The organism is Comamonas aquatica (assembly GCF_018064205.1).
GTDB lineage: Bacteria > Pseudomonadota > Gammaproteobacteria > Burkholderiales > Burkholderiaceae_C > Comamonas > Comamonas aquatica.
Genome location: NZ_CP072916.1, coordinates 269033 through 295097, shown reverse-complemented (window position 1 = coordinate 295097; position 26065 = coordinate 269033). Strand labels below are relative to the sequence as shown.

Annotated in this window: 21 protein-coding genes, 1 pseudogene and 1 riboswitch; of the genes and pseudogenes, 6 read left to right on the top strand and 16 right to left on the bottom strand. The window is 66.3% G+C overall.

Annotation, left to right across the window (positions count from 1 at the left end; genetic code table 11):
• On the bottom strand, positions 1-600 hold the full coding sequence (locus KAQ61_RS01340; protein WP_210930254.1) for an HNH endonuclease: 600 nt from the start codon (positions 598-600) through the stop codon (positions 1-3).
• A 159-nt stretch (positions 601-759) separates the two neighbouring features.
• On the opposite strand from KAQ61_RS01340, the gene KAQ61_RS01335 reads away from it, so the two are divergent.
• From KAQ61_RS01335 to KAQ61_RS01320, 4 genes are all read left to right on the top strand, one after another.
• Positions 760-1794, top strand: a complete 1035-nt coding sequence (locus KAQ61_RS01335; RefSeq protein WP_045267397.1) for a bifunctional riboflavin kinase/FAD synthetase — start codon at positions 760-762, stop codon at positions 1792-1794.
• 103 nt (positions 1795-1897) lie between these two features.
• Positions 1898-4753, top strand: coding sequence for an isoleucine--tRNA ligase (gene ileS, locus KAQ61_RS01330; protein WP_210930253.1), 2856 nt, complete (start codon positions 1898-1900; stop codon positions 4751-4753).
• Positions 4754-4892: 139 nt separating this feature from the next.
• Positions 4893-5414, top strand: a complete 522-nt coding sequence (lspA, locus tag KAQ61_RS01325) for a signal peptidase II (RefSeq protein ID WP_210930252.1) — start codon at positions 4893-4895, stop codon at positions 5412-5414.
• Between the two features lie 229 nt (positions 5415-5643).
• Positions 5644-7299 carry a Na/Pi cotransporter family protein gene (locus KAQ61_RS01320; RefSeq protein WP_042411598.1) on the top strand — a complete coding sequence of 552 codons (1656 nt, stop codon included), beginning with the start codon at positions 5644-5646 and terminating at the stop codon, positions 7297-7299.
• Between the two features lie 72 nt (positions 7300-7371).
• On the opposite strand, the gene KAQ61_RS01315 is transcribed toward KAQ61_RS01320, so the two are convergent.
• Positions 7372-8175 carry an NUDIX hydrolase gene (locus tag KAQ61_RS01315; RefSeq protein WP_234687702.1) on the bottom strand — a complete coding sequence of 268 codons (804 nt, stop codon included), beginning with the start codon at positions 8173-8175 and terminating at the stop codon, positions 7372-7374.
• Positions 8176-8212: 37 nt separating this feature from the next.
• Positions 8213-9205, bottom strand: coding sequence for a quinone oxidoreductase family protein (locus KAQ61_RS01310; protein ID WP_183303453.1), 993 nt, complete (start codon positions 9203-9205; stop codon positions 8213-8215).
• Positions 9206-9303: 98 nt separating this feature from the next.
• Between KAQ61_RS01310 and KAQ61_RS01305 the strand changes: the two genes are divergently transcribed.
• Complete coding sequence (locus KAQ61_RS01305; protein ID WP_210930250.1) at positions 9304-10215, top strand: DMT family transporter; 912 nt, start codon at positions 9304-9306, stop codon at positions 10213-10215.
• Between the two features lie 78 nt (positions 10216-10293).
• Here the strand turns inward: KAQ61_RS01305 and KAQ61_RS01300 are convergent, their stop codons facing one another.
• The 11 genes from KAQ61_RS01300 to KAQ61_RS01250 all read right to left on the bottom strand — a co-directional run bounded on the left by KAQ61_RS01300 (position 10294) and on the right by KAQ61_RS01250 (position 22466).
• Positions 10294-11118, bottom strand: a complete 825-nt coding sequence (locus KAQ61_RS01300; protein WP_210930249.1) for an SDR family oxidoreductase — start codon at positions 11116-11118, stop codon at positions 10294-10296.
• Positions 11119-11138: 20 nt separating this feature from the next.
• On the bottom strand, positions 11139-12074 hold the full coding sequence (locus KAQ61_RS01295; protein WP_210930248.1) for a DMT family transporter: 936 nt from the start codon (positions 12072-12074) through the stop codon (positions 11139-11141).
• A 56-nt stretch (positions 12075-12130) separates the two neighbouring features.
• Positions 12131-13444 (bottom strand): DUF3422 family protein, encoded by a 1314-nt coding sequence (locus KAQ61_RS01290; RefSeq protein WP_043380225.1) that lies wholly within the window; start codon positions 13442-13444, stop codon positions 12131-12133.
• Positions 13445-13567: 123 nt separating this feature from the next.
• The gene (locus tag KAQ61_RS18915) at positions 13568-15355 is read right to left on the bottom strand and encodes a methyl-accepting chemotaxis protein (protein WP_210930247.1); all 1788 of its coding nucleotides are present in this window, start codon (positions 15353-15355) and stop codon (positions 13568-13570) included.
• 138 nt (positions 15356-15493) lie between these two features.
• Positions 15494-15584: riboswitch (cyclic di-GMP riboswitch) on the bottom strand.
• Positions 15585-15700: 116 nt separating this feature from the next.
• Complete coding sequence (locus tag KAQ61_RS01280) at positions 15701-17212, bottom strand: tripartite tricarboxylate transporter permease (protein ID WP_210930246.1); 1512 nt, start codon at positions 17210-17212, stop codon at positions 15701-15703.
• Positions 17213-17234: 22 nt separating this feature from the next.
• Complete coding sequence (locus tag KAQ61_RS01275; RefSeq protein WP_210930245.1) at positions 17235-17723, bottom strand: tripartite tricarboxylate transporter TctB family protein; 489 nt, start codon at positions 17721-17723, stop codon at positions 17235-17237.
• A 191-nt stretch (positions 17724-17914) separates the two neighbouring features.
• Positions 17915-19726 (bottom strand): type IV pilus assembly ATPase TfpB, encoded by a 1812-nt coding sequence (gene tfpB / locus KAQ61_RS01270; RefSeq protein ID WP_081770627.1) that lies wholly within the window; start codon positions 19724-19726, stop codon positions 17915-17917.
• A 66-nt stretch (positions 19727-19792) separates the two neighbouring features.
• Positions 19793-20125, bottom strand: a complete 333-nt coding sequence (locus KAQ61_RS01265; RefSeq protein WP_042411694.1) for a FlxA-like family protein — start codon at positions 20123-20125, stop codon at positions 19793-19795.
• 54 nt (positions 20126-20179) lie between these two features.
• On the bottom strand, positions 20180-20980 hold the full coding sequence (locus tag KAQ61_RS01260) for a class I SAM-dependent methyltransferase (protein ID WP_210930244.1): 801 nt from the start codon (positions 20978-20980) through the stop codon (positions 20180-20182).
• Between the two features lie 3 nt (positions 20981-20983).
• Positions 20984-21520, bottom strand: coding sequence for a DNA-deoxyinosine glycosylase (locus KAQ61_RS01255; protein ID WP_244982957.1), 537 nt, complete (start codon positions 21518-21520; stop codon positions 20984-20986).
• Between the two features lie 109 nt (positions 21521-21629).
• Positions 21630-22466 carry a TatD family hydrolase gene (locus tag KAQ61_RS01250; RefSeq protein ID WP_210930242.1) on the bottom strand — a complete coding sequence of 279 codons (837 nt, stop codon included), beginning with the start codon at positions 22464-22466 and terminating at the stop codon, positions 21630-21632.
• Positions 22467-22610: 144 nt separating this feature from the next.
• On the opposite strand from KAQ61_RS01250, the pseudogene KAQ61_RS19055 reads away from it, so the two are divergent.
• Positions 22611-24023 (top strand): annotated as a pseudogene (locus KAQ61_RS19055) (methyl-accepting chemotaxis protein).
• A gap of 33 nt (positions 24024-24056) precedes the next feature.
• Here KAQ61_RS19055 and lolD read toward each other — a convergent pair.
• Both lolD and KAQ61_RS01235 read right to left on the bottom strand, forming a co-directional pair.
• Positions 24057-24734: a lipoprotein-releasing ABC transporter ATP-binding protein LolD gene (gene lolD, locus KAQ61_RS01240; RefSeq protein ID WP_210930241.1), complete on the bottom strand. Its 678-nt coding sequence runs from the start codon at positions 24732-24734 to the stop codon at positions 24057-24059.
• Positions 24727-25980, bottom strand: coding sequence for a lipoprotein-releasing ABC transporter permease subunit (locus KAQ61_RS01235; protein WP_183303465.1), 1254 nt, complete (start codon positions 25978-25980; stop codon positions 24727-24729). Before KAQ61_RS01235 ends, lolD begins: the two co-directional genes overlap by 8 nt.
• Positions 25981-26065: the final 85 nt, after the last annotated feature.

Sequence of the window (26065 nt, the reverse complement as noted above, 5' to 3'; positions counted from 1 at the left end):
TCAGGCTGGGCTGCAGTTTTCAAACTCGGACACATGGTCATCGCCCTGCGCCAGCCGCGAGGACTTGGGCACGTGCATGCGCAGGAATTCCATCTGGTCGGCCAGGATGCGCCGGTTGCGCAGGATGAAGTCCTCCCAGATGCTGGGCACGTAGGGGGCATACAGCAGCGGCATGCGCGCCTGCTCGGGCGTGCGCGGGCCCTTGCGGTGGTTGCAGGATTTACACGCCGTGACCAGATTCATCCAGTGGTCCCGGCCCTGCTGGCACACCGGCACGATGTGTTCGCGCGTCAGGTGCGCGGCGTCGTACAGCTTGCCGCAGTAGGCGCAGACATTGCGGTCGCGGGCGAACAGCTTGGTATTGGTGAGTCCCGGGGTGAGTGCGTGCGGATTGATGCGCGGCACCCCGCGGGTGCCGATGATGCTGTGCACTTCGATCACCGACTGCAGGCCCGTCACGGCGTTGTGGCCGCCACGGAACAGCGCCACCGGGTGCCCCAGGGTCCAGCGCACATCGTCGGCGGCGTAGTACAGCACCGCCTCTTCCAGCGTGAGCCATGACTGTGGCAAGCCATGGGCGGACAGCATCAAGACTCTCACGTTCAGCCTCCTTGCAGACCACTGCGAACGCCCGCCGTCGCCCACAGTCGGGCCAACTTCGCCGTCCTTCTGAAGCGCAATATACTTGCTTTCGGTGACAAACAGCCACCAACCACGCGGGGCTGCAGGCCGTGTCAGCTATAAAAAACAAAGCGACAGATGAAAATTTTCCGAGGATTCAAGCACCCTGGACTGGCGCCAGAATGTGCCGTCACGATTGGCAATTTTGACGGTGTGCACCGCGGCCACCAGGCCATGCTGGCCCTGCTGTCGGCCGAGGCTGCGCAGCGCGGCATCCCCACCTGCGTGCTGACGTTCGAACCTCACCCGCGCGACTTCTTCGCGGAGAAATTCAAGAAGCCCGAGCTGGCCCCGGCGCGTGTGGGCACGCTGCGCGACAAGCTCTCGCAACTCAAGCTGTGCGGCGTCGACCAGGTGGTCGTGCTGCCCTTCAACGCGGCCCTGGCCAGCCAGTCGCCCGAGGCCTTCATCCAAGATGTGCTGGTGCACGGCCTGGGGGCGCAGTACATCCTGGTGGGCGACGACTTCCGCTTCGGCGCCCAGCGCGCCGGCGACTACGGCATGCTGGATGCGGCCGGGCAGCGGCAGGGCTTTGACGTGGCGCGCATGAACAGCTACGAGGTGCATGGCGAACGCGTGTCCAGCACCACGGTGCGCGCCGCCCTGGCGGCCGGCGACATGGCCGCCGCCGCGCAGATGCTGGGCCACCCCTACACCATCTCCGGCCACGTGGTGCACGGCCGCAAGCTGGGGCGGCAACTGGCCGAGTCGGCGCCCGGTGCCAGCGATGGCTTTCGCACGCTGAACCTGCGCTTCAACCACTGGAAACCGGCCGCCAGCGGCATCTTTGCCGTGCTGGTGCATGGCCTGGATGCGCAGCCGCTGCGCGGCGTGGCCAACCTGGGCATCCGCCCCTCGCTGGACCCCAACGACGTCAACGGCGGCCGCGTGCTGCTGGAGACGCACTGCCTGGATTGGCCTGCCGCCCTGGGTGGCGAAGGGGCCTACGGTAAAATCATCCGCGTGGAACTTTTGCACAAACTGCACGACGAGCTCAAATACGACAGTCTGGCCGCCCTGACCGCAGGCATCGCCCAGGACTGCGACGACGCGCGCGCGTTCTTCGCCACGTATACCGAAACCCGTCGCCAGACCACGCGCGACCGAATTTGACGCTCGCTCCCGTCAGCTCGGGCGCCGGCATCGCGCCCGGCGCTCTTCCCCTGCTTTTTTTCGCCCGGCTGCAGCCAGCCTGGCACGCCCTCAAGGTTCCCCCATGTCTGATTCCAAAGCCCACAAGCCCGAAGCGTCCGCCTACCGCGCCACGCTGAACATGCCCGACACCCCCTTCCCGATGCGCGGCGACCTGCCCAAGCGCGAGCCCGCCTGGGCCAAGGAATGGGACGAGCAAGGCGTGTACAAGAAGCTGCGCGTGGCCCGCGCGGGCGCGCCCAAGTTCATCCTGCACGACGGCCCGCCCTACGCCAACGGCAAGATCCACATCGGCCACGCCGTGAACAAGGTGCTCAAGGACATGATCGTCAAGAGCCGCCAGCTGGAAGGCTATGACGCGCTGTACGCGCCCGGATGGGACTGCCACGGCCTGCCCATCGAGAACGCCATCGAAAAGCTGCACGGCCGCAACCTGCCACGCGACGAGATGCAGGCCAAGAGCCGCGCCTTCGCCACCGAGCAGATCGCGCAGCAGATGGAGGACTTCAAGCGCCTGGGCGTGCTGGGCGACTGGGACCACCCCTACAAGACCATGAACTACGCCAACGAGGCCGCCGAGCTGCGCGCCTTGAAGCAGGTGATGGAGCGGGGTTTTGTCTACCGCGGCCTCAAGCCCGTGTACTGGTGCTTTGACTGCGCCTCCTCGCTGGCCGAGTTCGAGATCGAATACGCCGACAAGCAGTCGCAGACGCTGGACGTGATGTTCCCCGCAGCCGATCCGGCCAAGCTGGCGGCGGCCTTCGGCCTGCCCGCGCTGAGCAAAGAAGCTTTTGTGGTGATCTGGACCACCACCGCCTGGACCATCCCCGCCAACCAGGCGCTGAACGTCAACCCCGAGCTGGAATACAGCCTGGTGGACACCGAGCGCGGCCTGCTGATCGTCGCCTCCGCCCTGGTCGCCAAGTGCCTGGAGCGCTGGAAGATCGCCGGCAGCGTGGTCGCCACCGCCAAAGGCCAAGCGCTGGACCACATGCCCTTCAAGCACCCTCTGGCGCACGTGGACAAGGGCTTTGACCGCATCTCGCCGGTGTACCTGGCCGACTACGCCACCGCCGACGACGGCACCGGCATCGTGCACTCGGCCCCGGCCTATGGCGTGGACGACTTCAACAGCTGCGTGTCCAACGGCATGGACTACAAGGACATCCTGAACCCCGTGACCGGCAACGGCGTGTACGCGGCCGATCTGCCGCTGTTCGGCGGCCAGCACATCTGGAAGGCCGTGCCCGTCATCCTCGACGCGCTGAAGGTCGCGGGCCGCCTGATGGACACCACCAGCCTGACCCACAGCTACCCGCATTGCTGGCGCCACAAGACGCCCGTCATCTACCGTGCGGCCGCCCAGTGGTTCATCCGCATGGACGAAGGCGAAGGCGTGTTCACCGACCCCGCCCAAAAGCCCGAGAAGACGCTGCGCCAGATCGCGCTGGAAGCCATCGAGGAAACCAGCTTCTACCCCGAGAACGGCCAGGACCGCCTGCGCGCCATGATCGCCGGCCGTCCCGACTGGTGCATCTCGCGCCAGCGTTCCTGGGGCGTGCCCATCCCCTTCTTCCTGCATGTGGACACGGGCGCGCTGCACCCGCGCACCCTGGAAATCATCGACCAGGCCGCGGCCATGGTGGAGCAAGGCGGCATCGAGGCCTGGAGCCGCGTGACCGCGGAAGACATCCTGGGCGCTGAAGAGGCCCAGCACTACACCAAGAGCACCGACATCCTGGAAGTGTGGTTCGACTCCGGCAGTACCTTCTGGCACGTGCTGCGCGGCACCCACCCCGAGCACCACCACGACCATGGCCCCGAGGCCGACCTGTACCTGGAAGGCCACGACCAGCACCGCGGCTGGTTCCACAGCTCGCTGCTGCTGGCCTCGGCCATCTTTGGCCGCGCGCCCTACCGCGGCCTGCTGACCCACGGTTTCACCGTGGACGGCCAGGGCAAGAAGATGTCCAAGTCGCTGGGCAACACCGTGGCGCCACAGGACGTGTCCAGCAAGATGGGCGCGGAAATCATCCGACTGTGGGTGGCCTCGACCGACTACTCGGGCGACCTGGGCATCGACGACAAGATCCTGGCCCGCGTGGTGGACGCCTACCGCCGCATCCGCAACACGCTGCGCTTCCTGCTGGCCAACACCAGCGACTTCGATGCCGCGACCGACAGCGTCGCCTACCAGGACCTGCTGGAGATCGACCAGTACGCGCTGGCGCGTGCGGCCGAGCTGCAGCAGGACATCCTGGCGCACTACAAGGTCTACGAATTCCACCCCGTGGTCGCCAAGATCCAGCTGTTCTGCTCCGAAGACCTGGGCGGCTTCTATCTGGACGTGCTCAAGGACCGCCTGTACACCAGCGCGCCCAAGAGCCTGGCCCGCCGCTCAGCCCAGACCGCGCTGCACCAGATCACGCACGCGCTGCTGCGCTGGATGGCGCCCTTCCTGTCGTTCACGGCCGAAGAAGCCTGGAAGATCTTTGGCTCCAGCGAATCCATCTTCCTGGAGAAGTTCACCGACCTGCCGGCCGGCGACGAAGCGCTGCTGGCCAAGTGGCAGCGCCTGCGCGAGATCCGCGACGTGGTGAACAAGGACATCGAGGACGTGCGCACCACCGGCGCCGTCGGCGCCTCGCTGCAGGCCGAAGTCACGCTGACGGCCGAGCCCGAGGACCTGGCCCTGCTGCAATCGCTGGGCGACGACCTGAAGTTCGTCTTCATCACCTCCGCCGCACAGGCGGTCGCCGGTGAGGCACTGACCACCAGCGTCCAGGCCAGCGAACACGCCAAGTGCGAGCGCTGCTGGCACTACCGCGACGACGTGGGCGTGAACCCCGAGCACCCCACCCTCTGCGGCCGCTGCGACAGCAACCTGCACGGCGCAGGCGAAGCGCGCAGCAAGGCCTGAGGCGCGCAGGCACTCTCATGAATAATGAGAGCGCCTCGCGCTGGTGTTCACTTGGTTTCACAAGACTTTCATTGTAAAACCAAGAAAACACGTACGCTAGCAGCTATTGATTTTCAAGCACCTCGTTCAAAGGCATGCCATGAGCTCCTCGGCCTCCCTCCCCCACGGCGCCACCCGCAAGCCGGCGTACTGGCCCTGGCTGCTGTGGGCCGCCCTGCTGATCGGCATCGACCAGTTCACCAAGCAGTGGATCCTGAGCTTTTACGAATACGGTGACTGGACGCCCATCACCGGCTTCTTCAACATCGTGCGCGCGCACAACACCGGCGCGGCCTTCTCCTTCCTGGCCGAGCATGGCGGCTGGCAGCGCTGGCTGTTCGTGGGCATCGGCGTGATCGCCACGCTGCTCATCGTCTGGCAGCTGCGCAAGCACCCGGAACAGAAGTTCTTCTGCTTCGCCATCGCCAGCATCCTGGGCGGCGCCATCGGCAACGTGGTCGACCGCCTGATGCACGGCTATGTGGTCGACTTCCTGGACTTCCACTGGGGCGGCTGGCACTACCCGGCCTTCAACGTAGCCGACATCGCCATCTGCACCGGCGCAGCCTGCCTGGTGCTGGACGAAGTCCTGCGCAGCCGCCGCGCCCGGCGCTCCGCTTGAGCGTTCCCCGCCCCGGACCCAGCCCGCTGCTGCAGCGGGCTTTTTTTATGAGTTCGCACACTTGCCAGAGGCATTCGCCGGACCGCCTCCAGCAGGCCACGGCCTGCTTTTTGCGTGCCTAGTGCTAAACCCTGTATAGAAATCGCACCCTGCCGTGCGTTATTGAGTCTGTCTGGCACGCGGCTGCATGACTGCGGCGTATAGTCCCAAGCTCCCTTGTCGAGCACCCATGAAGCATTTACTGAATCTTTTAGCCGCCATTGCCCTGCTGGTCTGGGGCACCCAACTGGTTCGCACCGGCGTACTGCGCGTCTTCGGTGCCAATCTGCGCCAATTCATTGCCCGCGGGGTCAGCAACCGGCTGCGCGCCGTGCTGTCGGGGGTGGGGGTGACGACGATTGTGCAGTCCAGCACGGCCACGGCGCTGATCGTGTCCTCCTTCGTGGGCCAGGGCATGGTGTCGCTGACGGCAGCACTGGCGGTGATGCTGGGGGCCGACGTGGGCACCAGCGTGATGGCGGTGGTGTTCTCGCTGGACCTGTCGTGGCTGTCGCCGCTGTTCATCTTCGTTGGCGTGGTGATGTTCATCTCGCGCCAGGACACCACCGTGGGGCGTGTGGGCCGGGTGTTCATCGGCCTGGGGCTGATGCTGCTAGCGCTGCGCCTGATCACCGAATCGACCACCGTGCTCACGCAAAGCCCGGTGATGGTGACGCTGCTAGAGGCCCTGACCAGCGACATCACCATGGAGGTGCTGACCGGCGCCCTGATCGCCATCATTTCCTACTCCAGCCTGGCCACCGTGCTGCTGGTGGCCACCCTGGCCGCCTCGGGCGGCATCCCCGTGGATGTGGCCCTGGGCCTGGTCATCGGCGCCAACCTGGGCAGCGGCCTGCTGGCGGTGCTGACCACGCTGAAGACCAGCGTGCAGACACGCCAGGTGCCGCTGGGCAACCTGATGTTCAAGATGATCGGTGTGGTGCTGATGATCCCCCTGGTCAACCCCTGGTTCCACCACATGCGCCATGTCGTCCCCGATGTGGGTTCGCTGGTGGTGCTGTTCCACCTGGCCTTCAACACCGTGGTGGCGCTGGTGTGCATCTTGCTGACCGGCAAGGTGGCCTGGCTGGTGCAGAAGATCCTGCCCGTGCAGGTGCCCTCGCCCTCGACCTCGCGCCCGCACCACCTGGACGCCTCGGCGCTGAGCACGCCCTCGCTGGCCATCTCCTGCGCCGCACGCGAGGCCCTGCACCAGGCCGACGTGGTGGAGTCCATGCTGATCGGCCTGCAGCAGGTCTGGCAGACCGACGACCAGAAGCTGGCCCAGGACCTGCGCAAGCTGGACGACGAAGTCGACCAACTGTACTCGGCCATCAAGTACTACATGACCAAGATCTCCCGCGCCGAGCTGGACGAGACCGAAGGCCGCCGCTGGACCGACATCATCAGTTTCACCATCAACATGGAGCAGGTGGGCGACCTGATCGAGCGCGTGCTGCAAGACGTGGAGGACAAGAAGATCAAGAAGGGGCGCCAGTTCTCGCAGGCCGGCCTGGAAGAGATCAACCGCATGCACGGCCACCTGCTGGCCAACCTGCGCCTGGCGATGAGCGTCTTCCTGAACGGCAATGTGCGCGACGCGCAGAAGCTGCTGGAGGAGAAGGCGCGCTTCCGCGATCTGGAGCTGGCCTACTCGGCCAACCACCTGGACCGCCTGTCGGAAAACACGGTGCAGAGCATCGAGACCAGCTCGCTGCACATTGACCTGATCAGCGACCTCAAGCGCATCAACTCGCTGCTGTGCTCGGTGGCCTACCCGATCCTGGAATCGACCGGCGCCCTGGCCCCCAGCCGCCTGCGCGAGCCGGTCGGCACCCCGCACTGAAGCGGCCGCCTGCCGCCATGAAAAAAAGCCGCTGAGACAGCGGCTTTTTTTGTGGGCCATGCAAGCTGCGGCTCACAGCTGCAGGTACTGCGCCAGGACCAGGCTGGCCTCGGGCGTGAACTGTCCCTGCACCAGCCACTCCATCAGGGTGGCACGGTCGATGCACTGGAACTGCTGCACCTCGCCATCCTGGTTGACGGGCGCCAGACCGGCCGGCACCGTGGCGCTGAACCAGTCGATGCGCTCGCGCATGTAGGCCACGCCGCCGGGCACCTCGTCACTGGGGCAGGCCAGCTGCACCTGGCCGCCGTGCTGCACGTGCAGCAGCTGCGCCACGTCCAGGCCGGCTTCCTCCAGGGTTTCGCGGGCCAGGGCCTGCTCCAGGGTGTCGGTGGCCGCCACCATGCCGCCCATCAGCGTGTCCCACTTGCCGGGGTGATTCGGCTTGTGGTCGCTGCGCTGCTGCACCCACATGTGTCCATCGGGCGCCAGGCCCACCAGGTGCACGGCGTGTGTGGCCACGCCCAGCACGCGCACGGCCCCGCGCTCCACCGTGGCCACGCGCTGGCCCTGGGGCGTGCAGACGGCGATCTGCTCATCGCGCCAGGGGCCGCTGAGCCCGGTCTCGCGCAAGCGGTGCGCCAGCGCGTTCAGGCCGAAGCTGGCGTCGGGGGCGGTCACGCTCCAGACCTCCCCCAGGCCGGGGGTCTTCTTCTGGGAAATCACGATGCGCTGGCCCAGCAGGCAGTCCACCCCGACCGTATCCAGAAAACCCTGGGCCACCGTGCCGATGACCTGTCCGTTCCACAGCAGTGGCATGCGCGGTTGTGCTGGCGGGCGCTGGGCCTCGTCGCGGAGCTTCTCCAACCAATTCATCATCTCTCCTCGTGGAACTACCAAGGGCGCCGGCGCCTTACAGGGTCAGGATCGTCGACCCCGTGGTCTGCCGGGCTTCCAGCGCCTCGTGCGCTGCGCGCACTTCTTCGAGGGCGTAACGCTGCGCAATGTGAATCTGCACCTTACCGCTGGCCACCACCTCGAACAAGTCGTCCGCCATGGCCTGTGTGGCGTGGCGGCCATGGGCGTAGACAAACACGCTGGGACGTGTCACGTACAGGCCCTTGGGCGCCAGTGCCGCCAGGCTGATGGGGGGCACCGGGCCCGAGGCGTTGCCGAAGGAGACCATCAGGCCGAAGCGGCGCAGGCTGGCCAGCGAACCTTCCCAGGTGTCCTTGCCGACGCTGTCGTAAACCACCTTGACGCCCTGGCCCCCGGTGATGGACTGCACCTCGGCGGCAAAGTCCTGGCTGCGGTAATTGATAGCATGCGACGCGCCATTGGCAAGGGCCAGCTGGCATTTTTCATCGGATCCTGCCGTGGCGATCAGCTGCAGGCCCAGGGCCCGGGCCCACTGGCAGGCGATCAGGCCCACGCCGCCGGCGGCGGCATGGAACAGCACGTGGTCGCCGGGCTGCAGGCCCTGGGCGGGCAGGCACTGCTTGAGCAGGTACTGCGCTGTCAGCCCCTTGAGCATCATGGCGGCGCCGGTCTCGAAGCTGATGCTGTCGGGCAGCCGGCAGACCTGGGCAGCCGGCATCACGCGGCGCTCGCAGTAGCTGCCGGGCGGGTTGCTGGCGTAGACCACGCGGTCTCCGACTTGGAGATGGGTCACCCCGTCACCCACGGCCTCCACCACGCCTGCGCCTTCCATGCCCAGCTGCAGCGGCAGGGGCAGCGCGTACAGGCCGGAGCGCTGGTAGACATCGATGAAGTTCAGGCCGATGGCATGGTGGCGCAGCAGGATTTCACCGGCGCCGGGCTGGCCCACGTCGCGCTGCACCAGTTGCAGCACTTCGGGGCCGCCGTGGTGGGTGATCTGGATGGCTTTGCTGGTTGCGGTGGTCATGCGGTGGTGTCTCCTGTGTCTGTATGCATGCGGGCAAGACACCCATCGTGCCACGTCCGGGACCCAGGTTTGTGACACATGCGCGCTACCATTCGTTGATGAGTTCCCCATTGACATTCAGCACGGTGGCCATGCTGACCCTGGCGCCGCTGTTCTGGGCCGGCAATGCCATCGTCGGCCGCCTGGTCCATGACCTGATCTCCCCCTTCACCCTGAACCTGCTGCGCTGGTGCCTGGCCTTTGTGCTGCTGCTGCCGCTGGCTGGCCAGGTGCTACGCAAGAACAGTGCCATCTGGCAGTGCTGGAAGCAGTACGCCCTGCTGGGCATGCTGGGCATCGGCAGCTACAACGCCCTGCTGTACCTGGCGCTCAAGACCTCCTCGCCGATCAACGTCACCCTGGTCAGCTCCAGCATGCCGATCTGGATGCTGCTCATCGGCCGCCTGTTGTTCGGCACGACGATCGGCGGCCGCCAGGCGGCCGGGGCCGTGCTGTCGGTGCTGGGGGTGGCCGTGGTGCTGAGCCGCGGCGATGCCCAGCAACTGCTGGCCCTGCAGCTGGTGCCCGGCGACTGGTTCATGCTGCTGGCCACCATCGTCTGGTCGCTCTACAGCTGGCTGCTGGCCCGCAGCAGCGCGACCATGCCCAGCCAGGAGGCGGTGCGCGGCCACTGGGCGGCGTTCCTGATGGCGCAGATGGTCTTCGGCATCGCCTGGTCGGCCGTACTGACCGGCGGCGAAGTGGCCCTGGGCGGCTTCGTGCTGCAGCCCAACGCCACGCTGGCCGCGGCCATGCTGTTCATCGTGCTGGGGCCGGCCATCCTGGCCTACCGCTTCTGGGGCGAGGGGGTCAAACGCGCCGGACCGGCCACCGCCGGTTTTTTTGCCAACCTGATTCCGCTGTTCACAGCCCTGCTGTCCATCCCCGTGCTGGGTGAGGTGCCGCAGCTCTACCACGCGCTGGCTTTTGTGCTGATCGTGGGCGGCATCGTGGTGTCCTCGCGCCGCTAGCCAGTGGCCACCTCGGCCCTGCGCACAAAAAAAGCAGCCCGTGGGCTGCTTTTTGTTTGGGGGGGGCGTGATGCCGGCTCAGTAGGTGCCGGGGTACAGGCCGCCGTCGGGCAGGATGTTCTGCCCCGTCATGTAGCCCGCCTGCACGCTGCACAGGAAGGCGCAGATGGCGCCGAACTCCTCGGCCGTGCCAAAACGCTTGGCCGGGATCTGCGCGGCCTGCGACTGGCGGATGGCCGCCAGGTCCTTGCCAGTCTTGGTGGCCGCAGCTTGGTGGGTGGCGGCCAGGCGGTCGGTGTCGAACTTGCCGGGCAGGATGCTGTTGATGGTCACGCCCTGGGCGGCAATGCCCGAGCGCGCCAGGCCCGCGACGAAACCGGTCAGGCCGCTGCGCGCGCCGTTGGACAGGCCCAGGATGTCGATGGGCGCCTTGACCGCGCTGGAGGTGATGTTGACGATGCGGCCAAAACCGCGCGCAGCCATGCCGTCCACCGTGGCCTTGATCAGCTCGATGGGGGTCAGCATGTTGGCGTCCACGGCCTTGATCCAGGCGTCGCGGTCCCAGTCGCGGAAGTCACCGGGGGGCGGGCCGCCGGCATTCGTCACCAGGATGTCGACATCACGGCCCGGGCCACCGGCGACGCTGAACACGGCCGTGCGCCCTTCAGCGCTGGTGATGTCGCAGGCCACGGCCAGCACTTGGGCGGCTGGTTGGCCGCTGGCCTTTGCGCGCTCTGCGCTGATCTCTCTCAATTGCGCAGCAGCCTCCTGCAGCGGGCCGTCGGTGCGCGCGTTGATGACCACGTGCACGCCTTCCTGCACCAGGGCCTTGGCGCAGCCAAAACCCAGGCCCTTGCTGGCCCCGCACACCAGGGCCCATTTGCCTTGAATGCCCAAATCCATGTTGTTTGCTCCTTCGCGTTTTACTTTGTCATGCCGGGCTTCTTGGCCCAGCGCGTGAACACAAAAATCCCCACCATCACCAGGCTGGTGCCGGCCACCATCCAGGCGTTGAGCTGTTCGTCCAGCAGCCACACGCCCATCAGGATGGTGGACAGCGGGCCGATCATGCCGGTCTGCGCTGTCATGCCGGCGCCGATGCGCTCGATGGCCATCATCACCATCAGCACCGGGGCCACGGTGCAGGCCGTGGAGTTGAGCAGTGACAGCCACAGCACCTGCGGCGCGACCTGCATGGCCGACAGCGGGTGGGTCAGCAGGAACTGTGCGATGCAGAAGAAGCACGCCACGCTGGACGCCAGCCCGACCAGCCGCAGCGCGCCCAGGCGCTTGACCATCTCGCCGCTGTAGACCATGTAGATGGCATAGCTGATGGCGCTGCCCAGCACCAGCAGGCTGCCCAGCACGACATCCGTGCCCTGGGCGCCGACCTCGTGGCCGAAGACCAGCAACACGCCGCAGTAGCTCAGCAGCATGCCCGCGCACTGGCCCCAGGTGATGCCGCGCTGGTAGACCACCCAGCCGAAGATCACCACCAGCGTTGGGTTGAGGTACAGGATCAGCCGCTCCAGCGCCGCCGTGATGTAGGCCAGCCCGGCAAAGTCCAGGTAGCTGGCCAGGTAGTAGCCCGAGAAGCCCAGGCCCAGCACGCCCAGCCAGTCCTTGCGCGTCAGCGGCGGCTGGCCGCGGCCGGCCCACCAGGCCATGAGCAGAAACACCGGCAGCGCAAACAGCATGCGGTACATCAGCAGCGTGACGGCATCCACCCCGTAGCGGTAGGCCAACTTGACGATGATGGCCTTGCCGCTGAAGGCAATCGCCCCCAGCAGGGCCAGCGTCAGCCCCAGCGCTACGCCTTTTTGAGCACCCTGCGCTGGCGAATCAACACTTTCAGACACTTTAAACCTTCAAAACCAATGGACAGCAGCGCCAGGCGCTACTGTTTTATGCAATTTCAATGCTTGTCGCCGAACAGGCGGTGGTGCAGCCGGCGCAGCGACCACCACACGCTGAGCGCCACCACGGGGATGGCGGCAGCAGCCGTCAGCTCGGGCGACAGCGGCCAGCCCAGCTTCTGCGCGCCCTTGCTCAGGTAGGCGATCAGGCCGGTGATGTAGTAGGTGATGGCGGCGACCGACAGCCCCTCCACCGTGGACTGCAGCTTCAGCTGCATGCCCTGGCGGTGGTTCATGGCCTCCAGCACCAGCTGGTTGCTTTGCTGCTGCTCGATCTCCACGCGCGTGCGCAGCAAGTTGCTGACGCGCGAGACACGTTCGGACAGCGCGTTCTGGCGGCGCGAGGCCCACTCGCAGGTGCTGCGCGCGGGCGACAGGCGGCGTTCCATGAATTCGCGGATGGTCAGCAGGCCCGACAGGCGCTCTTCCTGCAGATCGTGGATGCGGCGGTCCACCAGCTCGAAATAGGCCTTGCTGGCCGAAAAGCGCGAGTGCGTGGCGGCGTATTCGCTCTCCACCTCGCCGGCCAGGCGCGTCAGCCGGTCCAGCAGCAGGGGTTCCTCGTCGCGCTGCGCCTCGCGGATGGCCTTGGCCAGATCGGCCAGTTCCTTTTCCACCGTGCCCAGCACCACCGCCGCCTTGCGCGCGGCGGGCAGGCCCAGCAGCGCCGCCATGCGGTAGGTCTCGATCTCCAGCACACGCTGCACCAGCCGCCCCAGGCGGCGGGCGCTGACGCTGTCCGAAGGCTTGACCAGGATGCGCGAGTAGCCATCGGCGTGGATGGCAAAGTCCGTGCACACCTCGGTGTGGCCCAGGTGCACCGTGGCACCGGCCAGGGTGTCGTCATTGAGCATCTGCTGCACCAGGTGCTTGATGCCCTGGCCCTCGCACTGCGGGTCCTTCACGATCCACAGGTGCACGCTGCTCAGGCACTGGCCCGGCAGGTCCTTGAGCCACTGCTGGGGCACCTCTTCCATCGCCGTCTGGGGGCTGCGGGCATTCAGCACCGCCTCGGTCGGCATGGGCACCATGAAGGTCCAGGTGACGAACTCGGTGTGCAGCTCCCAGCGCAGGCGGAACGCGCCAAAGTCCATGCGCAGGTGGGTGCAATCGGCATCCGGCCCGGTGCGGTGATGGTTGTGCATCAGGGTCGCCAGGTGGGCACGGCTGGCCTCGCGCTGGGCGGGGTCGGTCAGCATCACCAGGTGCGCAATCGCAGCGGGGCCTTGCACCGGCTCCGCCGGGCGGGCATGCACTTCGTTGTGCAGCAAGGCACGCAAGGGGTGTTGGGAAGGCTGGGGCAGAACAGGCATGAAACGGTGCAGGGCAGCAGCAAACAAGCGCTTATTGTGGGGCTTTCCCCAGGCGTGCGGCGGCGCAAACCAAGTAGCCCCGCATCGCGGGGCGCCCTGCGGGCCGCGCACGGGGCTGCCGCGTCAGAAGGTTTCCCAGTCGTCGTCCGGGCTGGCGGCCGGCTTGGCCGACGCCACCGCGCGCGGTGCCGCCACGGCCTTGGGCGCGGCCGGCGTGCGGACGGTGGAGGCGGGCGCCACGGCCTTGGGCGCGACCACCTGGGGCGCCGGTGTGGGCGTGGGCGTGGGCGTGGGCGTGGGCGTGGGCGTGGGCGTGGGCGTGGGCGTGGACGGGGGGACGGTCATGGCCTGCCCCGCCGCGGTCGAAGCCCCGACCTGGAAGACCGCCATGGTCTGCATCAGCCGCTGGGCCTGCTCGTGCATGGCCTGCGCGGCCGCACTGGACTCTTCCACCAGGGCCGCGTTCTGCTGCGTCATCTCATCCAGGTTGCTGACCGCCTGATTGACCTGGCCAAAGCCTTCGCGCTGCTCGTTCGCGGCGGCCGTGATCTCGCCGATCAGGTCCGTCACGCGGCGCACGCTGGCCACGATCTCCTGCATGCTCTGGCCGGCCTGCCCCACCTGGTCCGCACCCACCGCCACCGTGCCGACGCTGGCTTCGATCAGGCCCTTGATTTCCTTGGCCGCCTCGGCGCTGCGCTGCGCCAGCGTGCGCACCTCGCCAGCCACCACGGCAAAACCACGGCCCTGCTCGCCGGCCCGCGCGGCTTCGACGGCGGCGTTCAGCGCCAGGATGTTGGTCTGGAAGGCGATGCCATCGATCACGCCGATGATGTCGCCGATCTTGCGGCTGGAGGCATTGATCTGGTCCATGCTGTGCACCACCTGCTGCACCACCGCACCGCCGCGCTCGGCGGCCTGCACCGTCGTGGCCGCCAGCTGGTTGGCCTGGCGCGAGGTGTCGGCCGACTGGTGTACCGTGGCCGTCAGCTGCTCGATGCTGGCGGCGGTCTGCTCCAGGTTGGCCGCTGTCTGCTCGGTGCGGGTCGACAGGTCTGCATTGCCCTTGGCGATTTCCGCTGCGGCTTCGGACACCTCGCCCACGCCGCTGCGTACCTCGGACACCACCTGGCGCAGGCGCTCGGCCATGGCGTCCAGGGCATTCATCAGGTGGCCGAACTCGTCGCGCCGATCGGTCTTGGCCGCCACGTTCAGGTCCCCGCCACCGATGGTGGCGGTCAGTTGCACGGCCTGCTGCAGCGGGCGGGTGATGTTCACCACCAGCCAGCGCGCCATCGCCACCGCGACCAGCAGCAACAGGCCGGCCACGCCCCAGCCGACCATGACGCTGCGCTGGCGGCGGGCCTCGGCACGCTGCGTGACCACATCCAGCTGGTCGATCTGGTACTGCACGAATTCATCGAACGCCTGCGAGTACTTCACGCCCATGGCGGCATAGTCCCCGAAGGCGAAATTGGCACGGGCGTTGTAGTCGTCCAGGTCCAGGTTCTGCTCGGTCTCGGCACGCCGGGTCTGCACCGCGTCGCGCGCCTGCAGGACGCGCGCGAATTGCGCCCGGTCGGCCTCGTCGTGCAGGGCGGCCTCCATGGCTTGCAAGGCTTCGGTGGCGGCCACCCGCCGTTGCTCGAAGCGCTTTTCCAGCTCGATCTGCAAGCGGTTCTCGTTGGTGGCGAACTGCGCGATGCCCAGCTCCAGCCCGGTCATGGCCGCGCCGCGCATGTGCTGGGCCAGCGCAATCTTGCGCTCGATCTGCTGCACGTCTTCGCGCGCCTGCTCCAGGGCCCGCTCGGTATTGCTGCGCACCCACAGGTTGGACAGCATCATCACGACCAGCAAACCCAGGATGGTTGCCCACAGCTTGGGGGCCACACGCACGTTGTTCAAATTCATAGTTTTGGCTTCTCTTGTTCCGGTGGTCCGCCCACATGGGGACCTTGCAGCGTGGAACCAAGCGCTCACCGCGCCAGACAGCCCTTGCAGCTGTTGGCAACCATGCGGTGCGGAATGGGCGTGTGCCCATCCCTCGGAGTTTGCAGCCCGGCGACCGTTGCGCAGCGATTGCGCGGCAGGCCCGTAGCTTTGCGACCCTGGTTTTCACACAGGTGAGCCCTCGGAATACGGATTCTTCTGTAACTTTTTTACAAACAGCGCGCCAAAAAATACCGGCATGGCCATCCAGGATAAAAAAAAGCGCCCCGCAGGGCGCTTTTTGAAGGGTCACACACAGGGTGTGCGTCACTCTTCCACGAAGGCTTCTTCGCGCTTGTTCTTCACCGCGGGCAGCGTCACGATGATCAGCAGGATCACCGCCAGCGCCAGCATCACGGCCGAGATGGGGCGGGTCACGAAAACGGACCAGTCACCACGCGACAGCAGCAGGGCGCGGCGCAGGTTTTCTTCCATCATCGGGCCCAGGATGAAGCCCAGCAGCAGGGGTGCAGGCTCGGTGCCCAGCTTGTAGAACACATAGCCGATGAAACCGAAGATACCCACCAGCCACACGTCGAACTCGGAGTTCTTGGTGCCGTACACGCCCACCGCGCAGAACAGCACGATGGCGGGGAACAGCCAGCGATAAGGCACGGACAGCAGCTTGATCCACATGCCAATCATCGGCAGGTTCAAGATGATCAGCATCGCGTTACCCAGCCACATCGAGGCAATCAGACCCCAGAACAACTCAGGGTTGCTGGTCATCACTTGAGGACCAGGCTGAATGTTGTGGATGGTCATCGCACCCACCATCAGGGCCATCACAGCGTTGGGAGGGATACCCAGAGTCAGCAGCGGAATGAACGAAGTCTGCGAACCAGCGTTGTTGGCCGATTCAGGCGCCGTCACGCCACGGATGTTGCCTTGACCGAAGGGCACTTCACCAGGCTTGAGCTTGGTCTTCTTTTCAATGGTGTAGGCAGCAAATGCCGACAACATCGCGCCGCCACCAGGCAAGATACCCAGGGCAGAGCCCAGCATGGTGCCACGCACCATGGCGGGGAACATACGCTTCAGGTCCTCGCCTGTAGGCATCAGGCCCTTGACCTTGGCCGTGAAGATTTCACGTTCGTCTTCTGGCTTGGACAGATTGGCAATGATTTCGCCATAACCGAACACACCCATGGCGATCACGACGAAGTCGATGCCGTCGGTCATTTCGGGGATGTCGAAGCTGTAACGCGCCACACCGGAGTTCACGTCGGTACCGACCATGCCCAGCAGCAGGCCCAGCACGATCATGCCCACAGCCTTCAGCAGCGAACCCGAAGCCAGCACCACGGCGCCGATCAGGCCCAGCACCATCAGCGAGAAGTACTCGGCAGGGCCAAACATAAAGGCCACTTCGGTCAGTGGGGGGGCAAAGGCAGCCAGGATGATGGTGCCCACGCAACCGGCGAAGAACGAGCCGATGCCCGCAGCCGCCAGCGCCGGACCGGCACGGCCCTTGCGGGCCATCTGGTAGCCGTCGATCATCGTCACCACGGACGAGGATTCACCCGGCAGGTTCACCAGGATCGCAGTGGTCGAGCCGCCATACTGTGCACCATAGTAAATACCGGCCAGCATGATCAGCGCAGCCACGGGAGGCAGCGAATAGGTTGCGGGCAGCAGCATCGCGATCGTTGCGACGGGGCCCAGGCCGGGCAAGATGCCGATCAGCGTACCTAAGATACAGCCGATCAGGCAGTAGATCAGGTTCTGCGCTGTGAAGGCAACGCTGAAGCCCAATGACAGGTGTTCAATCAATTCCACGATTCAAATCTCCTGCTGGCAATTAACCAACGATGAAGGAAGGCCACACGGGGAACTGCAGGCTCAGTGCCCAGACGAACACCGCGTAGCTGCCCACGGCCAGCACCGTTGCCAAGATCAAGCATTCCTTGAAGTTGGCTTCCTTGCGGGCATAGCTGGCGATCAGGACCAGGGCGTAGATCGCCACGATCAGACCGAAGCCGGGGATGCCCAGGGCAGGCACGCCCACCAGCAAAATGCCGAAGGCAAAGTTGGCGGCCAGGATGAAGAAGACTTGGCGCCAGGCCCACTTGCCCACCGGGTCTCCGTCGCCAGGGCCAGACAGCGTGGCCTTGAACGCGATGACCAGGCCGATCAGGGACAGCATCACGCCCAGGATCAGCGGAAAGTAGCCAGGGCCCATGCGGGCACCGGTGCCGATGTTGTAATCGGTCGCACCGATGGCGAAGGCACCACCGACCAGCAAATACATCAGCCCGGCGAAAAAGTCTTTGTGACTCTTGATTTTCACGAAACGTCTCCCATGAGAGGATTTACGACCGGTGGATTCTGTAAGGAAAGTGAAGGTGAATTCATGTGGATTCCACCTACAGCACGCGTTTTTTTGCCTGCAGAATCAAGCACTTTTCTACGCGTTTATCCCTATTCCACGACCCCTCCGGGCATGTTCCGCAAAGCCGGGCAACAGGCCCGGCACCGCCCCTAGCGCAGGGGGGGCGTGGCCGCCATCACCTCGGCCAGCGTGGTCACCCCTTCGGCCACGCGCAGGGCACCCGACAGGCGCAGCGGACGCATGCCATCCTGCACGGCCTGGCGGCGCAGCACATCCATGGATGGACTGTGGTTCATGTGCTGGTGCAGGGCTTCGCTGCTGAGCAGCAGCTCGTACAGGCCCATGCGACCCTTGAAGCCGGTCATACGGCAGGCTTCGCAGCCCACCGGCTGGTAGGGCTGGAAACCGCCCGTGAGCTTCCAGGGGCTCATCATCTCAGCCACCATCTCGCGCGTGGTCTGCGTGTCGGGCTCCTTGCACAGCGGGCACAGCACGCGCACCAGGCGCTGTGCCAGCACCCCCAGCAAGGTGGCGTTGAGCAGGTAGGGCGGCACGCCCAGCTCCATCAGACGGCTCACGGCGCTGGGGGCGTCGTTGGTGTGCAGGGTCGAGAACACCAGGTGCCCGGTGAGCGCGGCCTGCACCGCCATCTCGGCAGTGGCCGTATCCCGGATCTCCCCGACCATGATGATGTCAGGGTCCTGGCGCATCAGCGCCCGCAGCCCTTCGGTGAAGCCGAAGTCCAGCTGCGGCTGCACCTGGGTTTGGTTGAAGGCCGGCTCGATCATTTCGATCGGGTCTTCCACCGTGCTGACATTGACCTCCTCGGTCGCCACGCGCTTGAGCGTGGAGTACAGCGTGGTGGTCTTGCCCGATCCCGTGGGTCCGGTGACCAGGATGATGCCGTGGGGCCGTTGCACCAGCGACTCCCAGCGCGCAGCATCGTGGGGCGTGAAGCCCAGCTGATCGAGCTGCTTGACGGTGTTATCCGGGTCGAAGATGCGCATCACCATCTTCTCGCCGAAGGCCGTCGGCAAGGTGGACAGGCGCATTTCCACCTCTTCGCCACGCGGATTGCGGGTCTTGATGCGACCGTCCTGCGGCCGGCGCTTTTCGACCACGTCCATGCGCCCCAGCAGCTTGACGCGGGCCAGCATGGCATTGAGCACGCCCATGGGCATGCGGTAGACGGAGTGCAGCACCCCGTCAATGCGAAAACGGATCACGCCCTGCTCGCGCCGGGGCTCCAGGTGGATGTCGCTGGCGCGCTGGTCGAAGGCGTACTGCCACAGCCAGTCCACCACGCGGATCACGCCGGTGTCGTTGGCATCGAGCTGCTTGTTGCTGCGCCCCAGCTCCACCAACTGCTCAAAACTGGCTGCGGCCGACGCCCCGCCGCTGCGCTGCGCCGAACGCACCGAGTTGGCCAGGGCAAAGAACTCCGCCGTGTAGCGCTGGATGTCCGCCGGATTGGCCATCACACGGCGCACGTTCTTGCGGGTCTGGCGCTCCACCTCGGCCACCCAGTGCTGCACAAAGGGCTCGGCCGTGGCGATCACGATCTCGCTGTGTCCGACCTGCACCGGCAACACCTTGTGCCGCTGTGCATAGGGCGCGCTCATGGCCTCGCCCACGCGCCCCACATCCACCTTCAGCGGATCGATGCGCTGGTAGCCCATTCCAGTGCTGGCCGCGACAAAGGCCGTCAGGCTCTCCAGGTCCAGCGGCACCCCGTCGCTGGCCCGCGTGACGCCCACGCTGGCCAGACGGATCAAGGGGTGCTGGCTGCTCTCGGCCGTGGCGCAGCGCGCATGCACACGCTCGGCCTCGGCCGCGTCGATCACGCCATCCTCGCGCAGCCACTGCAGCACCAGCCGCCACTCCAGGGCACAGCCGCTGTGGGGGCCGTCCACGGCGCGCAAGGACAAGGAAGAGGCGGAAGGGGCTAGGGATGCGTTCATGGCGTGCCAGGAAGTCGGTCGTCAACGGACATTGTGCCGCCTTGGCCCACCCTGGGGCCGGTCCACTCAGGCGTAGGTATCGACCTGGACGCCCAGTGGGCTGTAGTTGGGGCGTTCCTCGGTGCCCTCGGCAACCTGCGGGGAACTGGCCTTACCCGCCGACTTTTGCTGCGCCTGCTGTTGCTGCAAAGCCTGGATCTGCGCCTGGATGGCCTGGATCTGGGCCTGCAGCATCTTCGCGGTCTGCACCTTCAGCTTGGCCTCCATGTCGGAGTTGGCCGTGTCCTTGAGCTTCTGGGTCAGCTCCTTGAGCTTGCCCTGCAACTTGGCGATCTGGCTGGACACATTGGATGCACTGGTGGCAGCTCCCGGGCTGCTGGAGATGGCGGAAACAGACATATCGGACACCGTAGAAACAAAAAGAAAGCGACCAGTGTAGGCCTTTCGCCGATCTCAGTCTGCGGACAGATCCGCCGCTGGCTCGATGCGCTTGAACACCTTGAGCCACTTGGTCGCCGGTAGGCCCCAGCGCGCCTGCACGGCCTCGGCCCGGGCCTGCAACTCCTCGCGCGCCAGCGGTGTGGCCACGCGCTGCGCCAGCACGATGGTGTTGCCCTCGCGCGTCGGTCGGAAGGCCCAGACATGGCCTGCGCCGAAGGCCTCGGTGATCTTGTCCAGGCTGCGCTGGTAGCTGGAGGCCCGACCGAACAGGTTCACCGTCATGCTGCCCTCGGGGGTGAGCATGGCGCGGCAGTCGGCATAGAACTCCACGCTGTCCAGCACCGGTGCGGCCGCGTTGTGGTCGTACAGGTCCACCTGCAGGGCATCGACCGCGCCTTGCCAGCGGGGCTGGAGGATCTCCAGCGAGGCATCGCCCAGCACCACCTCCAGCATGTCGTTGTCCGGCGGCAGCTTGAACCAGTTGCGGCAGATGTTGACCACCAGCGGGTTGATTTCGATGGCGGCGGTGCGCATCTTGAGCTTCTTGTAGTGGAACTTGGTCAGCGCGGCCGCGCCCAGGCCCAACTGCACAGCGCGGCGCTCGGCCACGCTGTCGGGGTCGATGAACAGCAGCCAGGCCATCATGCGCTGCACATATTCCAGGTCGATCTCGAACGGCTCCTTGAGCTTCATCGAGCCCTGCACCCAGGGCGTACCCAGATGCAGGTAGCGGGCCACGCCATCGTCCGAGACGCTGACCTGGGGCAGGCCGTCGTCGCCCGATGTGCTGGAGTTCTTCTTGCGTGCTGCCACGGTTCAATCGTCTTTCTGTAAAAGGCCCGCCGCCTGCATCACCGCGCGCCAAGCGGCCAGCTTGCGCTCGAAGCTCCACGCGGCATTCGCCGGGCTGGTCGAGGGCAACTGGTACACCTGCAGCCCCAGGCCGGCGAGCTGGCGGGCGTGCTTGTAGCTCTCGCCGCCGTTGTGCGCCACGGCCTGCAGCTGCGGACACGCGGTGCGCAGGGCCACGAAGTCGTTGACCTGCGGCACGCGAATGGCGCTGTCCAGGCTGCCGCGGCGCTCACAGCTGTCGTACACATCCCACAGCCCCAGGCCCCGCGCCAGCAGCCATTCGCAGCGCGCGCCGTAGGCGTCCCGCCCGGGCTGCGGCACGGTGGGCCACAGCGCAGCCAGGAGGGGCCAGAACTTGTTCTGCGGATGGGCGTAGTACTGCTGCGCCTGCAGCGAGGCCACACCGGGAAAGCTGCCCAGGATCACCAGCCGCGTGCGGCCGTCGGCCACGGGGGCCAGTCCCTGCAGGCGGTCGTTGGGAGGGGGGGGCATCACGGACATGGCGCCCGATTGTGCGGGCAAATGCATGGCGGCGTGCGCTGTACAGAATTGCAAAGCATAGCTGTCAGCGCAAGCCAGGTAAGGGCTGGAGGCCAAAATACCTCAATTCTCAATCCACGGTCGCTGCCGCCCAAGCCGGCAGTCCGCGCAGCGCCGCACGGGCGTTGCGGCCAGTGGCATGGGCCAGTGCCGGCAGCGGCAGGCTGCGCAGCCGCGCCACCTCGGCCGCGATGCGCGGCAGCTCGGCACTGGTGTTGCGCCCCTGGGGCTGGCCAGCGGCGCGCTGCTCGGCCGTGGTGTAGAGCCAGTGCGGGGGAATGTCGGGGGCATCGGTTTCCAGCACCAAGCTGTCCAGCGGCAGGCGGGCCGCCAACTCGCGCAGCTTCAGCGCACGCTCATAGGTCACGGCACCGCCGAAGCCCAGCTTGAAGCCCAGGTCGATGAAGGCCTGGGCCTGCTGGGCGCTGCCATTGAAGGCATGGGCAATGCCCCCCACCACCGGTGTGGCCCGCAAGGTCTTGAGCAGGCGGTCGCTGCTCTTGCGCACATGCAGGATCACGGGCAGGCCGAACTCCCGCGCCAGTTGTACCTGCTGCTCATAAAACCAGATCTGGCGCGCCGCCTCCAGGCCAGGCACAAAGAAGTCCAGACCGATCTCCCCCACCGCCACCAGCTGCGGGTCGTCCCGGTACTGCGCCAGCCAGTGGCGCAAGGCGGCGATATCGCCCTCCTGCGCCTGCGGGGTGTACAGGGGGTGGATGCCCAGGGCATAGCTGTCGCCGTGCTGGTGGGCCAGGGCCACCACCTCCGCCCAGTGGGTGCGCTGCACGGCGGGAATCACCAGGTGCGCCACGCCGGCCTGCCGGGCCACGGCACGCACCTGGGCGCGGTCTGGGCTGAATTCCGCAGCATCCAGGTGGCAATGGGTGTCGATCCAGGCAGTCATGGATTGATGATGCCATGCCCCTGCCCGCCCCTCGCAGCGCTGGGTGTGCGCGCTCTCCTACAAATCACAAACAGAAACATGTGCAACATCGTTTTTCACCACCCAAACGATGGTTCCCTGCCTCTCCCCGCACAAGGCCCTTCCATGCCGCACTTTGATTGGAAACAACTGCTCAATCGCCACACCCGCAAAACCGCAGACCAGCAAGGCCAACTGGCCGCCATCCAGGCCGTGCAGGCTGTGATCGAGTTCGACCTGCAAGGCCATGTGCTGCATGCCAATCGCAACTTCCTGCAGGCCACCGGCTACACGCTGGCAGAAATCCAGGGCCAGCACCACCGCATGTTTGTCGATGAGGCCACGCGCAACAGCGCATAGTACGCCGCGTTCTGGCAGCGTCTGGGGCAGGGCCAGCACGATGCCGGCCGCTACCGCCGCATCGCCAAGGACGGGCGCGAAATCTGGCTGCAGGCCAGCTACAACCCCATCCTCGACAGCCACGGCCAGCCGTTCAAGGTCGTCAAATACGCCACGGACATCACCGAGCAGCAGTACCGCGAGGCCGACGCCCAGGGCCAGTTGCAGGCAATTGCCAAGGTGCAGGCCATCATCGAGTTCGAGCTGGATGGCACCATCCTGCACGCCAACGCCCTGTTCCTGCGCGCCACCGGCTATGCCCTGCACGAAATCGTCGGCCAGCACCACCGCATCTTCATGCCCCCCAAGGAAGCCCGCAGCGCCGCGTACCAGGCCTTCTGGCGCAAGCTGGCGCGCGGCGAACACGCTGCCGGCGAGTACCGGCGCCTGGGCAAGCAGGGACGCCCGATCTGGATCGAGGCCAGCTACAACCCCATCTTCGACGCCAGCGGCCGCCCCTTCAAGGTCGTCAAATACGCCACGGACATCACGGCGCGCCACATGGCGGCGGCCACGCTGCGCTCGGCGGTGGAAGGCCTGTGCGACAGCGTGCAACGCTCGACCCAGGCCCGCACCCTGGCAGAGCAGGCCAGCCAGGTGGCCGAATCCGGGGGGCACACGGTGCACGAGGTCATGGACACCATGGAACGCATTAGCGCCAGCTCCCGCAAGATCGGCGACATCATCGGCGTCATGGACACCATCGCCTTCCAGACCAATCTGTTGGCCCTGAACGCGGCCGTCGAGGCCGCGCGTGCCGGTGAGCAGGGCCGTGGCTTTGCCGTGGTGGCTGCAGAGGTGCGCAACCTGGCACAGCACAGCGCGGCGGCGGCCAAGGAAATCAAGCAGCTGATCGAGGTGTCCTGCCAGCAGGTGAACTGCGGCGCGGAACAGGTGCGCAAGGCCGGTCAGACCATGCAGGACATCATGGGCGCCTCGAGGCAGGTGACGACCATCATCCACGAGGTGGCCGAGGCGGCCGTGCACCAGTCGGCCCAGCTGCGCGCCGTGACCGAGGCCCTGGACCATCGGCCCCAGGACCCGGCGCCCGTGCCGGAGCTGGCACCGCCGCCGGCGGTCACCAGCATGCCGGTGTTCTCGTTTGCGCCCACCCCGCGCCCGGGCGCCCTGCTGGCCTAGTGAGCTACGCCCACAGGCCCTAGGCGGCGGCGCTCAGGCCAGCCGGCCCTGCACCAGACGCACCACGCGGTCGCACTTGGCGGCCAGCGATTCGTCGTGCGTGACCATGACAAACGCCGTGCCGTGGTTGCGGGCCAGCTGCAGCATCAGGGCGAACACGCTGTCGGCCGTGGATCGGTCCAGGTTGCCCGTGGGCTCGTCCGCCAGCACGCAGGCGGGCTGGGCCACCAGGGCGCGGGCAATCGCGACGCGCTGGCGCTCGCCACCCGACAGCTCGGCCGGCCGGTGCTCCATGCGCTCCTGCAGGCCCACGGCCTCCAGCATGCGGGCCGCCTGGGCCAGCGCCTGCGACCGGGTCTCGCGGCGGATGCGCAGCGGCATGGCCACGTTGTCCTGGGCGCTGAACTCGGGCAGCAGGTGGTGGAACTGGTAGATGAAGCCCAGATGCTGGTTGCGCAGCTCGCCCTGGCGCTTCGGGCTCAGGGTGTGCAAGGGCTGCCCCATCAGGTGGACGCTGCCCTGGCTGGGCGCGTCCAGGCCGCCCAGCAGGTGCAGCAAGGTGCTCTTGCCCGAGCCCGAGGCCCCAACGATGGCCAGGGTCTCTCCAGCATGGACCTGCAGGTCCACGCCATGCAACACCTGCACATTCAGGCGCCCATCCTCGAAACGCTTGGTGATGCTGCGCGCATCCAGGACCAGTTGCTTACTCATAGCGCAGGGCCTCCGCTGGGTTCACGCGGCTGGCGCGCCAGCTGGGATAAATCGTGGCCACGAAGGCCAGAATCAGGGAAATCACGGCAATCGGCACGATGTCGCTGCTTTGCGGATCGCTGGGCATCTTGCTGATCAGGTAGATGTCCTTGGGCAGGAAGGTGGCGCCCAGGGCGTGCTCAATGGCCGGTACGATGACGTCGATGTTCAGTGCCACACCCAGGCCCAGCAGCAGCCCAGCCAGGGTGCCGATCACCCCGACCATGGCGCCCTGTACCATGAAGATGCCCATGATGGACCCCGGCGAGGCGCCCAGGGTGCGCAGGATGGCGATGTCGGCGCGCTTGTCGGTCACCGTCATCACCAGGGTGGACACCAGGTTGAACGCGGCCACGGCCACGATCAGCGTCAGGATGATGAACATCATGCGTTTTTCCAGCTGCACGGCGGCAAACCAGGTCTTGTTCTGCTGCGTCCAGTCGCGCAGGTAGAGGAACTCAGTGATCATGCCCGACAGCTCCTGCACCACACGGGGGGCCTGGTGCAGGTCCTTGAGCTTGAGGCGGATGCCGGTCGGCCCCTCCAGGCGGAAGATGCGCTGCGCATCCTCGTAATGCAGCATCACCATGGCCGAGTCGTACTCGTAGTGGCCCGAATCGAAGGTGCCCGCCACGGTCATCTGCTTGAGGCGCGGCACCACACCGGCCGGGGTCACCTGGCCACTGGGCGCGATCAGCGTCACCACATCGCCCACGCCCACGCCCATCTGGCGCGCCAGTTCCTGGCCCAGCACGATGTTGAAGGTGCCCGGCGTCAGCAGCTTGAGCACGTCGGCATTGGTGGCGGCCAAGTCGGTCACCTCGCCCTCGCGCGCGGGGTCGATGCCGCGCACGATGGCGCCCTTCATGTCCTCGCCACGGGCAATCAACCCCTGCGCCGCCACAAAGGGCGCGGCCCCGATCACCTCGGGGTGCTGCTTGGCCTGGCGCATGGTGGCGTCCACGTCCTGCAGCGCCTGGCCGTTGGGCGCAAAGATCTCGATGTGCGACACCACGCTGAGCATGCGGTCGCGCACTTCTTTCTGAAAGCCATTCATCACCGACAGCACGATGATGAGCGCGGCCACACCCAGGGCGATGCCCAGCATGGAGACCCCGGAGATGAAGGAGATGAAGCCATTGCGCCGTGTGGCGCGGCCGGCGCGCGTGTAGCGCCAGCCCAAAGCGAGTTCGTAAGGAATTTGCATACGTGGCCCGCATTGTGGCACTGGCCGCCGCCCGGCCTTGTCATACAAGACTGACGCTGGGCAGCGGTTTAGGGACAATACGGCC